Genomic DNA, 13,821 nt, shown 5'->3' with positions numbered 1-13,821 from the left:
GCTGATTTGAGCGACCGCAACTCCCTCGCGGAAGGCGGCGGCGCCAGCGCCGGCAGCGGGATATATTCGGGGCGAATACCCGAGTTGCAATACAGAGGCGGCAGTCGGCAGCCGCCAGCCTAGTCAAACCTACCGCAGCGCCCGACCATGTACAAGCCTCATCCTAGCGACGAGCTCAGACAGCACTTCGCAGAACGCCCCTATCAGGGTGCTGATCCGATGGCAGCGAAGCTGCTGTTCGTCGGCCTCGATGCCAACTACGATGAGGCGATCGCCAAGAGCCCGGCGTTTACGAGCGTGTTGGAATACCATCAGGACGGCGTGGCGTTTTGGCGGCGCTACGGCGTACATCATCCTTTCCTGCTGCCTTACTATCGCGGCGACGGGCGGCGCTATCATCAGACGTTCGCCAAGATTGGATTCCAACCCGACCACGCTCACCTGGTGTCGTTCGTCGAATTGCTTCATCTGCCGACAGTAGGCCGGAGCCAGCTTGTTCCCGCCGACCTCGATTCTTGTCACGTGAAGTGGCTGGACAACGTTATTCGTGCTGGGGAAGCTCAGCACATCTTTGTATCAGCCGGAGTACTTCGGCTGATGCAGTCAACTGACCAGTTTCATTGGCTCCGCGGCGGCCACACGCCAGTCGACTCGCTTCCAGTGCTATACGACGACGGCCGGCGGAAGATCTACCGGCATTTGCACTTTTCAAACTACGGGAAGTTTCAGGCGCAGCTCGAACGTGAGCGGATGCATATAGGGGCGTTGCTATCGCTGAGCAGTAGCTAGCCCCATAAATTACGCTTGCATCACAGACGTTTCGAAGGACCTGTAAGGCCGCGCGACCAGGCTGTTTAAGGCCACGAAATTACTGCTGTCCAGCTTGTTTCTTTAGTCTGTCACGCATGCCCCTCGAACGTCCCTCGTCATATGCCCATTCCTCAGGGTCCGTGACATCGGAGGGGATGGTTGGCATGGGAGGGATGGATGGCTGAGAGGTCGGAAGGACACCTTGTTCATTCCAGCCGTCTTGATAGCCTTTTTGCCACTGTTCTTGAAGGTTTGCCATTTCTTGAGCTCCTACGTTGGTTTCGTTTAGCCTACTTGTTGCAATTTGCAAGATTATACGGAACGCCGGTCGTTTAGCGCTGTGGCCCTACGTGGGGTGTTTTCCCTCCGGATAGGGTGGCAATTTGCGCAGCAGCGTCGCCGGCTGCGACGAGGAGCCGCGCCTTGCGGATCTTGCCAGCGCCGCTTTCATCGTAGGTGGCGAGACCGTTGCAAGCATCGGCCAGCAATTGCCTGGCTGCGGCAAACTCGCCGACGCGCCACAATGCCGGAGCGAGCGCGATCGCCGCAGCAAGCCGGCCGTCGATATTTCGTGGGTAGATTTTCGCCAGCATCCCATACGTTTGCATAACCAATTGCGTGCTTTCCCTCGTGAGGCCAGCATTGCGCATCGAGTCAGCCAGCTGCAGGGCACGCCGCACGTCATATTCCGATCGCTGGTATTCGATATGGCCGTCGGTCAGCGTATGCCCCGCCTTTCGATAACTTACTAGCGCTTGCTGCCTTTCGCCTCGTGCAAGCTGCTTATCTGCCATCCTCTGCCAGGTTGCGGCATCAACGAATCCAACCGGTTCCTTCGGACGTTGCGCAATGTACAGGGCGCATTTCATGTCGCCTCGCGAAAGCGCATCGTCCACCAGCGCGGACAGCACGTCTTGTGGAGCGTCCACATAGAGGTTTTGCCCTTGACGTGTGGCTATTGCGTAGGCTTCCTCACAGCGGCCGTCACGCGCCTCACGTAGCGCCTTGATCTTCGCTGGCTTCTCGAGCACCGGATGGCGAAATCCTGTACGGACTGCCACCGTTCCAAGCTCCGTCTCAGCGGAGGCGCGTTGCCCAGCGCTAGCCAGTCCCTTTGCTTCCACGAGACCACAAGCGATGAACGCATTGGCCAAGGCAGGCTTGCTCTGCCGCTCCGCCGCAACTGCCAGGTCTACACACGCAAAGGTGCGATCCTGAGAGGCGCGTACGCGGGGCAGCAGCGCTCGCACCTGCTCAAACATCGCTTCCGATACCGTGCCCGGCGTAGCGTTCCTCAGTTCCTGGGTAACCGGCCGGTAGCCGCCATTGGCTTGATCCTGCAGACTGCGGGTTGCCGTCTGCAGCGCTTCCGCATATAGACTGGCCGCGTTCGCCGACCTGCCTTCTTGGGCATGGAAGACAGTCAGCTGCGCCAATTGACCGGCCCGAAACATCAACAGATTGTTGGCGCCGTCGGCGCGCGCCGCGGCAGTCGCCTGAACAACCAGTTGTGCCCTTATCTCGGGATTCAGGTTCGGAGTGCCTCGCACCAGCTCCAAATAACCCCAGGACTGGCTGTTGGGATACATGCGCGTGATCGTGTCGAGCGCATCGTCCAGATACCCAGCGCGCGCCTGAATCTCCGGGAGTCCCCCGGTCGTGGGTGCGATAGCAGCGGCCTCGCGTAGCATTGCGCGCGCGGCGTCTGACCATCGCTCCGCCATAATCAGAGATGCGGTATTGGACGATTCCTGAGCCGGCGACAGTGCTGGCATGATGCATAACATCAGCTGCAAGCCACCAGCCCGCAGTCTGCGGCACAAGTAATTACGGATGAAGCAGGATTCCGAAATTGAAAGGCAAATGTTCAAAAGGGAGCGGACATCGTACTCTTTTGCATGACCGCGGAAGAAGCGGATCACGGAACTGCGCAAAGACCGCCTTCAAAATACCTCACTTAAGTTGAAAGGCCTTTGCCTGTAGATTCCCTCCATTTGTATAGATCGATAATAACGTAAGCTTTCCCTGGCTTAGAACAGGTAGAAGGCTGTTCACCTGTCTTGGCATCAAATCTCTTGAAATAGGTTCAAAAGCGGATCCAGTGAAACGATAGGCCACAATATCCGCGTCCTGCACCATATCGGTCTGGAGTACCAAATCGAGCTTACCGTCTTGGTCTAGGTCTGCAAGATGCAGGAACTGAGTCCATGCCCTATTGTTATTCGCAGTCGGAAAATAGATCGCGGTCTTATCAACGAAGGTGCCGTCGCCATTTCCAATCAAGACCTGTACTTTCCCATTGCCATAGAAGATTGGCGCCTTCTGAGTCGTAGAAAGAAGGAGGTCTTTCTTACCATCTCCATTTAGGTCGGTTGCAACGATGTCCTGCACAAGGTTGTTTCTTGCACCATTGATCCCTACCGGTAAAGGAAGCGCGGGGCTGTTGAACTTGCCTTGACCATTGTTGAGATACACATGCCCAGCAACGGCAGATTGCTCTTGGGTACCAGTAATCAAGTCGGCTTTGCCGTCCCCGTTCACGTCTTCGAGAAGCACGGCGGTGAATTTTTCAAGGTCACTCACAAGAGCGGCAGGATCCCGTACGAAGCCACCCTTTCCATCTCCTCTCAAAATGTAAGGATGAAGGATATCCCCACCGTTACTGCCCACGATGACATCAACGTTGGCGGAATAGCCCGTAACGGCAGCAGCCACACTATGCGTGTAAGAGCTAAATGCACTAATCGTCGGTGTGGCATTCGTGATGAGACCGCCCGAGGTCAAGAAAAGTGAATTCGGCTCTCCAATCGGGGTATTTAGGATTTTCCATTCATGACACCCCGAGTTACCTGAAAAGAAATCGTCGAGGCCATCACTATTGAAATCAGCAACGATCATCTCACGTGACAGTAAGGCAGTGGACGTTGCACCTAGCGCGTTGGTGGCGTTTGTAAGAACGCCAGCGCTATTGATACCAAGCGCAACAAAAGGCGCTTGTTTGCAGGTGAAGTACCATTCGAGTGAAATATCAGCAGATGGACCATTTACGACGACCAGGTTTGTTCCGTCTGGTCGACGCAACAAAGCCGTACCAAGGACCGTGCCAATATAGGGAAAGGCTACCGAACTTACTTCCCTCCAAGGGCGTGATGTATTGACGACGTTTTCGGCACTCTCGCTGAATTGCACAAGAACTTGGTGGTGATCGAGGATTCGATTACTGAGAATGCTGAACCAATAGGTAAATCCTTCCCGGTCAGGCAGTCGATCCAATACGTTGGCATAGAGCTGATTTATATACTGGGCAGTCGTCAGTCCGCTACCGTAGCGCTGCTTGAATTCTTCCGATGCGATAAAGTTCCACGCCACGTCGTACAGGCTCATACCATTGTGCATGAGACCTACCCAATAGGCGTGGCCAGCCGGATCAGGCTCGCGATTGAACGCTGCCTTATAAAGTCGGTATACCTGAGATTCGAAGCTGGTAGAAGGCGCGCTCAGTGGTGCCATCATTCGTTCGACGGTTCCAAGCTGGACCGATGTGTTCGAGGTGCCATGATCTGCACCACCACAACTCGTGAGCACAGCGACCATTAGTGCCAGCGTACTTTTCCTCATGCCGTTGTTCCCCGGATCTTCTTTATAGACAATGGTAGTCGAATTTAGGCGATTTCTTGCATGAAAGCAACTATTGGCCTCTCCTGACATGCCTTCGATGACTCGCGATACCGCAACTTTCGTTAGCGTCAGAGGACGGTCGGTGCGGTCGGTGCATTCGCAATAAGTGCTGTCCGATGGGCCTCACGCATCCGGTGCGCCGAAAGCATCAGCAGCAGGCCCAGGCATTCGGAGAGCTCCGGATCGGAGGCACCCTGCTCGATCAGCATGGCCGCATAGGTATTGCGCAGCGTATGACAGCACGCCTTATCGCCGGTGATGCCGGCCTCCTCCATGAGGGCCGCCACGTGCTTGTAGACGGTGGTGGCGTGCATGGCCACGGTTTTCACCTGCTGATCATTGCACCGATTCTTGATCTCGGCCGGGAACACCAGGTTGCTGCCCTCGGCCTTCTCGGCACGCCATGGCCACCAGGCCGCAAGCATGTCTTGCGCGATCGGAAAGAGGCGGGCGACGTGCTCTTTCCCATAGCTGTCAGGTACGGTAATCACGCCAATCCGAGCACGGTACAGACTACTCCAGTATCAGTATAACAGCCTGCCCTTGCCTTAGCTGATTACCAAACTTGATCGGCCGCTTGCTGCGCCGGTATCGGCCTGTGTCGCTACGTGCGAAAGTTGTTTGGTTGTAGCGGGGTAGAGATTGGAGCACCGGTGCAAGGAATGTGTACGGGCTGTAGCTGGAAGTCGGCTCCACCAGCCGCAGCCTGCATTGGTCGTTAAACTGTCGCTGGAGTAGCTAACCCAATTAATTGAGCCATACTGAGAACTGTCCCATCGTCAAACTGGAATTCCTCCACCCCATAACCGATAGGATCATCGTCGTTGGCCAAGGTGACCTCTAAGCTTGAAGCGTTGCCCCAGCTGATATTCAATGCGCTACGATTAGGAACTACGGTCGAGCCCCCTATTGAGACGCTTAGCTGCGTTGCTGTGATTCCGGCTTCAAAAATGACTACGTCTTTGGCCACGATGCCTGCCGCATAAAGGGCTTGGAGTCCGGCATAATCGGAGGCCAATGGCAAACCTTGAATATCCGCGCTTGTAAGCTCCGCAAACGAATATTTGCCGTAATACTGTTCCAAGACCTTCTCCACTGACCCAGAGGGCCTGTCCCAAAAATAGCTCTCATTGTCTGCGAACCACTTCATGGCGCTTAAGGTTTCTTTAGTGAAGGATAGGGCGTATTCAACCTCTTGCCATGGATAAAGGGGTGTTGTTTCCCACGCACGCGGCAAACTTTCAAGTAATGCTTGCCCTTGTTCACTTATGACGTCGTCTCCAAAACGCGGCCGATCCATCACGATCGCTCCGGAATCCACAATGACATCATGTCCCTCTTCAGCCCCAGCGAAGACCCGGTAAATGTCAGCGCCGCCACCGCCATTCATAACGTCGCTACCCTCCCCACCGATCAACTCATCGCGCCCGTAGCTCCCCAACAAGACATCGTCCCCACTATTTCCGTAAAAGAAGTCAGATACAGGTTCAAGATCAGGAGTCTCTTCAAAGTTCCAGTAATTAGAATCTAATTCTTTTTCCTTTTCGGGACGGACTCGATAAAACGCATCACTGCGGAGCACCCATTGCTGAGCGTCTTCATCGTACTCAGTAAAATCCCTGTCTTGATCATCCATCACTAGATCATTTCCAGCACCTGCATCGACGACTTTGTAGCGATGGCGAGCGTCAATAATCTGGTCAGCATCGCCGCCCACAATGGTTTCAACAAGAATGTCGTCCACTGAGGTGTATTCATATTGGTAATTGGTGACTGGCACTGTATAGCTGGTAACAACGTCATGCGTTTTGTAACCGATTACAGTGTTGTAGCCTACTACCGTTTGCTGACCTCCGGTAGGCGATGTGCCATAGACTGGAATCGCGCCCGATGGCAACGGAATATGAACGCCTCCCTGGGCATTAGCTACGTCTGTACTGATGAAGCGAATTACAGGTTCCGTTACCTGCGTTACATATTGGATGGTTCTGGGCTCAGCGGGAAGAGCGACAGCGGTTGTATTGGCACCATAGGGATCAGTAGTAGTTACCTCAAGTGCGTTGGTTTCGGTATGAACTGATTTAACGGTATAGGTTTCGTTATAGATATTGCCATACCAGTCCTCGTACGAAACGGTCCACCCGTTGCCGATCGCGGTATGAATGCTATTGATGAACGCCTGTTGATATGCGGCGACCTTTGCATCGACAGGATGCTCACCGCCTGCTAGCTCCGGGAAAACGCTCGAAACCGGCACTGGACTGCTTGTTCCAATACTCAAAGTCCAGCGATCACTTTCATTCGCATAATTGCGAATCCAGACACCAGACCAGCGATCCATTGTTCCAACAAAAAGGTCATCGCCTTGTCTTGACACGACAAGGTCACCTACATCGAGATCTTCGGAAATTAACAGCGTGTTGGTGCCATTTCCGTTCGTGATAATTGAGTCGATATCCGAAGTTGAGGACATCACATAGGTAGTATGGCCTGTTCCGCCAATCAGAATGTCCTGGCCACCTCTGCCGTCCAAGAAACTGTTACCTGCGTTAGCAACCAGTACATTGGCGTAATTATTGCCGCTACCAATCAGGTTGGAAGTGCCTGTCAGAACAAGATTGTCGATGCCGTAAGACAGTGTGTAATTAAACGACGCTTGTACCGTAGCTAGACCGTCATCATTCTGCATCTCGACGCTATCGGTGTCCTTATTGACTACAAATGTCACTTCGTCAGCAGTGGAGATCATGGTTGTTGCTCCGCTGCCTGCGATGAGAACATCCTTACCGCCTGTCGAGATCAGAGTCGACTCGCCATTATTTCCGACTAAGACATTGTCTTCCGAATTGTCGTAGGCAACCAGGGACGCGTCGCCGGTTAGCTGGAGGTTTTCTACATTTGAGGGCAGATAAAGGTCGGCCGAACTGAAGATTTGATCAATCCCTTCGTCTTCCTCTTCCCGGATATATTGCCAATAGCTATTGACGATGTAGGTATCATCCCCCTTCAATCCCAGCAGCGTATCATATGGATGGATGCCAATCAGGGTGTCATTCGCGTCGGTTCCGGTAATGATCGATGCCTCACTAAGTTGGCCGAGGAACTCCTGAAGTGTCATACTTTCGCCGGTCGCGAATGAAACACTCTGGATGGCGCCATCGAACCCACCTTCAATGGTGACCTTCCCGGAGTTCGGCAAAGTGAAGGCAAGGTCAACCCGGCCATCTGCGCCTGGTACCAAGCTAAAGGTAATGTCTGATTGACTCAGTCCGGTGCCGAACCTGATCGTACCACTGCCGGCACTCTGAAGAATATTGGTTTTTCCGCTGCCATTTTCGATAACATAAGTCGTCTGGCCTGCACCGCCGAGCATGGTAGATGAGCCGGATCCTGCGACTAGAGTGTCGGTGCCTCCTCCTCCATGCAGGATCACCGGTGCGCTTACAGTTCCGCCGCTGCCCGCATACAGCGTATCGTCACCATCACCGCCGTCGAGGAAGTCGCGACCGGTACCGCCTGAGAGAACATCAGCTCCTGCGCCGCCAAAGATGAAATCGTCGCCATCACCACCGCTCAATTGATCATTACCGTCATTTCCGGACAAGGTATCGCTGCCCTCGCCTCCAGCCAGATGGTCAGCAAGCCGACTTCCAATGATCTTATCGTCGCCGCTAGTTCCCGAGATAGTCAAAGAAGGCGCAATCGACATAATGTCAGCGCGTGTCAGTGTCTCGCCATTGCTAAGTCTGAAAGTACCTACGGTGTCTTGGACTACACCATTAGCAATAACGACGAAGTCTTGACCGTATTGGATTCCAAGATCACGTTGGTTTTGGCTTGTGAATCTCAGTGTAGAGAGGTCAATGCCGGCGCCGAAGACGATGGTGTTGTTGCCAGCGTCATCAATGATAGTAGTCTTTCCGTTTGGGGTGATGATATCGACTGTTGTGCCATTCTCAATGACGGACGTAATAGAGAATCCATCTGATTCGTCAAGAATATAGACATCATCACCAGCGTCACCCGACAAAACGTTTTCCCCAGCCCCTCCATTAAGGACATCATTCCCTCCATCGCCAATCAGATTGTCGTTGCCGTCACCGCCGATAAGGACGTCATTTCCATCCTGACCTTGAAGGTAATCGTCACCAACGCCACCAAAGGCGACGTCATTGCCCTCACCACCAAATATAGTATCTGCGCCGGTACCGCCGTCGATGACGTCGGCCCCGGACCCGCCGTCTAATGAATCATCGCCCTCTCCGCCGTGGAGGCGATCATCCCCCTCGTCCGCAAAGATGGTATCTACTCCAGAACCGCCCAGTAGCTCGTCATTACCGCCATAGCCGCGCAGTGTGTCGTTGCCATCGCCACCATCCAGGTAATCATTACCTTGTCTTGAGGGCGCTACATCGTCTGCGTCTCCAAAGAGGGTATCGTCACCAGCGCCACCTAGAAGGATGTCGTCATTGTCTTGTCCAGCCAGCTGATCATTTCCGTCTCCACCGTCTAGATAATCCTTTCCATTCAGTGAGTCATGCAAGTAATTTTTGGCTTCCCCCCATAGCTCGTCGTTTCCATCGCCGCCAAAGAGTTGATCGTTGCCACCTTCGCCTTGTAACCAATCATCGCCTTCACCACCATCAAGGAAATCATCACCTTGGCGAACTATGCCTAAGCCTGAAAAATAGGAAACAGCGCCGTAGTCCCCAGTTATTCGATCATTTCCTTCACCGCCGAATAGCAAATCGTTCTCATCGTCTCCCGCAAGAACGTCGTTGCCAGATTCACCGTAGAGGGTGTCATTTCCGAACATACCAGTCACGAGGTCATCGCCCGCTCCTCCGTAGAGGACGTCCGCGTCGCCTTCGCCAGTGAAGAAAATTGTGACTGGAGAAAAAAGAAAGTCAAAAACGTGATCGGTTAGGCTGACAGTCCAGTTAAACGCCTCTGCGGTGTAATCATCGTCTCCGTTAAGAGCATCGTTGCCGGCGCCGCCTATCAATAGATCTTTGCCATTTCCGCCAAAGAGGACATCATCATCTGAGGCTGCGATGAGGACATCATTGCCAACACCTCCATTCAACCAATCACCATGAGTCCCGGTCCCCATGGAGGTTGATCCAGCAGCAATAGCATCGGCGATGATTGTGGTTTCGCCGCTGTATAGCCAGTCGTCACCATCGCCTCCAACAACGATGTCTGAGTCAGCGTTGCCTTGGAGAACGTCATTTCCGGCTTGTCCGAAGACCTTGTCGTTGCCACCTCCGCCTTGCACGGCGTCGTCGCCACCGGCTGCCCAAACATAATCGGCGTTTCCTAGCGCATTGATTTCATCGGCCCCTCCGCTACCCGTCAGAAAATCCATACTGTCAGGAGAGGCTTGACCAGTTGGATTGCCGAACTCATCGAACGCATTCCCGTCAGGTCCGAAGTCCAGGTCGCCGAGTATAGTACGGGTGGGCTCGGGTGCTCCGGCAAGGTCTCCGTTCTGCAAATTGATTCCAAGCTTACCATCGGTAAACTCGCGGACGAAAAGACGATCTTTGGGCGATGCTAAATTCACGATATTGAGCGTTTTGCTGCCATCATTTTCCGTGACAAGTGCAAACTGATATCGCTGGTCCTCACTGAACCATACTCCAGATCCGGCGGTCTTTTCCTTCCCACCAGTAAGTACGTCATCACCAACTTTGACCTTACCTTGTCCGTCGCTATCAACAATTACGTCCCAGCCGTCGCCTTGAGCGAATACATAGGTATCCAAGCCAGCTCCGCCCTTCAATGTGTCGGCTCCCTGCCCGCCATTGAGCGTGTCGTCTCCGTCGCCACCTAAAAGCGAGTCTGTTCCAATGCCACCGGTTAGCGTGTCATTGTCGGCATTACCTTCGAGATGATCGCTGCCATCGCCTCCGTTGAGGGAATCATTGCCAGCACCTCCATATAAGTGGTCACTGGCAGCCGCACCACTGTAGCTGTCGCTCAGTGCATCGCTGCCAAAGAAGACGTGCTCAGTGCCAACAATACTGCCATTTGATCCTGCTGGATCATCAAAATAACCGGCAGGCGACAACAATCTGCTGATGTTAAGGGTACTGTCACGGATGAAGAGTTGATCTGAACCGTCAGAACGTGCATTCGTACCATCCCTTAGTGCCTCGATCAGTTTCATGCGGTCATTACGCCACTGTTCCGAATAGTTCGCTGTTCCAAATTTACTAGCGTTTGTATTTAGTAGATCTTGCTGCCATTTTATAAACGATTCATAATTGCTATTTTGAAGCCGCTCTAAGGCAACACTGCCACTAAACCGAAGGACACTGGCCGCCTGTAATGCTACAAGAGCGGTGAAATCGAGCTTCGACTGACTCGCTAGGTCACCATCAACCATCCCTAGCTTATAGAGTGTAGTATCGCCAAGTTGATTGAATAAAGTGAGAGAGTTGCTTCTGAAAGCAATCTCGTCAATTGTCGCTGGTATATCATTACCATATACACTGCGTCGTAGCATGTCTAGAATGGCACTGTCACTGTAGGAATCTAAAGTGACTGCGATTGAACGAATAGGGCTACCACCTGGAACTAGTAACGTAAAAATGCTGTTCGATTTCAGATACGTTTCGAGACCGAGATTCCATGAGGCTTTTGCGCCGATGCCAGCATCAATCAAAGCCTGCTTTACATCTTGTCCAGCCTCTAACGCGGATCCTAGTGCTTCCTTGAGCGAGAACCTCGAGAAAATAATGTTACGAATATCATCAAGGGTGTCGAACAAAAAAGGCCCTTTGTCGTTACGGTCACCAACAAGTCGATATGTTTGATCGGATCCAAGAGCCGAAAATAATACGGAGCCAGCCCAACCGGCATTCTGGGGCAGATATGCGCTGTCTGTCGGAATAGATGCAAACAGCACTCGGCCCACGCCAATTGCGTCGGCATTAGCAATATCATCAATTGTTGGCGCGAGTACAGATCCATCAGCTGCTGCCTCGCGTTTCCTGGCCGTAAGGGCATTCTCACCTAAGATGTCTCTTAAAGCCGCCGCAGCCACTTCATTAGAAGCCTCTTGCATAAAGTCCGTGCCTGGAATTCCATCGGTATCGATATTTTTGTTCGCACCGCGGAGGTCCATCTGCGTCTCACTATAATATCGGATGATTTCTGAGAACGTTCCTCGCCCGGCATTGGCCTCTGCGGCGCCTGCGAACCATCTTTTCTCATTTGTGCCATCTGGAAGAATATTTTCGATGTACTCATAGACGTGGCTCCACTTATTATCAACGGTGCCGGCATCACGTAGGCTACGGATCGTATTAATTTGATCCGCTGTGAAGCGAAAGTTCGAAGTAGACATAGGTTGCACCTTCTATTATTTCATTAAAATTGAGTTGGCAAAGGAGTTGGATTCGTCTACAAGATCGCGCCATGAAGACAAGACGGTTCTTTCGAAGGAAGCTGTGAATGTAAGCGTCTCTAAAGAGTGAAAGCTTGTCGCACAGCTGTCGACTCGACCAATTAGGGGCTCATTCAGGTCTTTCGTAGACGCTGCTACTTCGCAACTGATCCACTGAGCATCACCGAATAGACTCAAGTCCTCTTTGCGCAAAGGAACATAGGCAACTGTCGCTATTGCACTGGATTTCGGCTCAAGTACGACGTACTCTTTTAAACCTAATTCGGGTAAATCTGTCGTACGAACGGATCTCGCTACAATGTCTTTTAACCGCTGTTTCTGTGAGTTCTTAAAATTTGGATCGACACCTGCAATAAAGGCGAATGAAACCCGACGCGGACCGTCGCTACTCGCATCGACCTTTTCGAAGAGTAATCGACCTTGTTCGCTTAACCAAAGGCTCGTTACTACCTCATTTGCAAACCCCTTCCGGATTTTGGCGCTTTGTCCATCCCCGCTCTCCCATGTTGTAGCCGCCACTCTTACCGTGGGTGGAAACCTCAGTTTCGGTTGGAACTTGCTCTGCTCGCTAAAAAGCGTGATCTCGTTGACGGTGTTACCGTCATTTAGAATTCCATGCAGCTGGTTATACTGCTCTGAGCCGACTCGTGGCATTTTGTCTTCACATCCACCTAGCGAAAATATGATGGAAAGAGAGACGACAGCCGATATAAACTTCAATGATTTCATATAACTACCTATGCAATACACACTTCTGCGGTAAGTATCTCTGCATATCTCTCCCGAAACCGGTTGAAAGAGCAAGCAGTTCACGATGGATTAAGTTGCCGTGCGGCAATACTATAACAATGCGTCACGACTCGTCCCTCCTATATTCATGGGAGAAGCCGAAGCATTCGGAATACGTTTGAGGTTTATCAATTTTGCCCTCTTTCCTTATATGGTTTTTATGGTGGGAGCAGCATTGTTGACGGTCAAATGGGCAATGAAAGGAGACCCATGGCCGGTTTATATTTCCTGTGTTTTTAGAATTCACAGGCCACTAGATGGTGTCTTTGAACGTTTCAGCGGCTGGAACTCACGGGCGCCAGTTTTAAGGACTTTCAAATTTTTTCCCTGTTCATCTACTATGGCGAGCTAATCGTATAGGCCGTTTATGCCGACGGTGCGGCTCATAGCGCCATGCTGGCCAGTCATCTGGTTGAGCCATCGCATTGGCCACACCAATCGGTGCTGGCTATATATTCAGAGGAAAAGCCCGAATGGCAATACAGCGGCGGCGCGTTGTGGGCGTCAGCTTCGTGAACCATCCTGCTCCACCCTATTATGTAAAATCTACATCTCTACTACGAGCTCAGGCAACAGTTTGCAGACCGCCGCATTCAGGGTGCCAATCCGATGGCGGCGAAGCTGCTATTCGTCGGCCTCGATGCCAACTACGATGAGGCGATCGTCGAGAGCCCGGCTTTCCCGTGAGTGCTGGAATACCATCAGGACGGCGTGGCGTTCTGGCGGCGCCACGCCGTGCATCATCCTTTCCTGCTGCCTTCTTATCGCGGCGACGGGCGGCGCTATCACCAGACGTTCGCCAAGATTGGCTTCCAACGCGACCACGCCCACCTGGTGTCGTTCGTCGAACTGCTTCATCTGCCGACCGTAGGCCGGAGCCAGCTTGTGCCAGCCGACCTCGATCCTGGTCACGTGAAGTGGCTAGGCAACGTTATCCGTGCCGGCGAAGCTCAACACATCTTTGTGTCAGCGGGAGTGCTTCGCCTGATGCAGTCGACTGGCCAATTCCAGTGGCTTCGCAACAGCCCTACGTCAATCGACTCACTACCAGTGCTTTACGACGACGGCCGGCGGAAGGTCTACCGGCATCTGCATTTTTCAAATTATGGGAAGTTTTAGGCGCAGCTTGA

At 52.6% G+C, this 13,821-nt stretch carries 7 protein-coding genes; 1 reads left to right on the top strand and 6 read right to left on the bottom strand.

Features of this window, described 5'->3' with window-relative positions; all coding sequences use genetic code 11:
* Positions 1–147 precede the first annotated feature (147 nt).
* A complete protein-coding gene (locus tag RY831_RS03955) occupies positions 148–789 on the top strand; it encodes a hypothetical protein (RefSeq protein ID WP_326505035.1) in 642 nt (213 codons plus the stop codon).
* A 353-nt stretch (positions 790–1,142) separates the two neighbouring features.
* Here RY831_RS03955 and RY831_RS03950 read toward each other — a convergent pair whose 3' ends face one another.
* The 6 genes from RY831_RS03950 to RY831_RS03925 all read right to left on the bottom strand — a co-directional run bounded on the left by RY831_RS03950 (position 1,143) and on the right by RY831_RS03925 (position 13,603).
* Positions 1,143–2,732, bottom strand: coding sequence for a hypothetical protein (locus RY831_RS03950; RefSeq protein ID WP_326505034.1), 1,590 nt, complete (start codon positions 2,730–2,732; stop codon positions 1,143–1,145).
* A 31-nt stretch (positions 2,733–2,763) separates the two neighbouring features.
* Positions 2,764–4,428, bottom strand: coding sequence for a DUF4214 domain-containing protein (locus RY831_RS03945; protein WP_326505033.1), 1,665 nt, complete (start codon positions 4,426–4,428; stop codon positions 2,764–2,766).
* A gap of 128 nt (positions 4,429–4,556) precedes the next feature.
* Positions 4,557–4,979 carry a tyrosine-type recombinase/integrase gene (locus RY831_RS03940; protein WP_326505032.1) on the bottom strand — a complete coding sequence of 141 codons (423 nt, stop codon included), beginning with the start codon at positions 4,977–4,979 and terminating at the stop codon, positions 4,557–4,559.
* A 227-nt stretch (positions 4,980–5,206) separates the two neighbouring features.
* Complete coding sequence (locus RY831_RS03935) at positions 5,207–11,842, bottom strand: hypothetical protein (protein WP_326505031.1); 6,636 nt, start codon at positions 11,840–11,842, stop codon at positions 5,207–5,209.
* A gap of 15 nt (positions 11,843–11,857) precedes the next feature.
* Entirely contained in the window at positions 11,858–12,631 is a 774-nt protein-coding gene (locus RY831_RS03930) for a hypothetical protein (RefSeq protein WP_326505030.1), read from the bottom strand.
* 684 nt (positions 12,632–13,315) lie between these two features.
* Positions 13,316–13,603: a hypothetical protein gene (locus tag RY831_RS03925; protein ID WP_326505029.1), complete on the bottom strand. Its 288-nt coding sequence runs from the start codon at positions 13,601–13,603 to the stop codon at positions 13,316–13,318.
* Positions 13,604–13,821 lie beyond the last annotated feature (218 nt).

The organism is Noviherbaspirillum album, from assembly GCF_035916955.1.
GTDB lineage: Bacteria > Pseudomonadota > Gammaproteobacteria > Burkholderiales > Burkholderiaceae_D > Noviherbaspirillum > Noviherbaspirillum album.
This window is presented reverse-complemented; position numbering and strand designations above follow the sequence as displayed.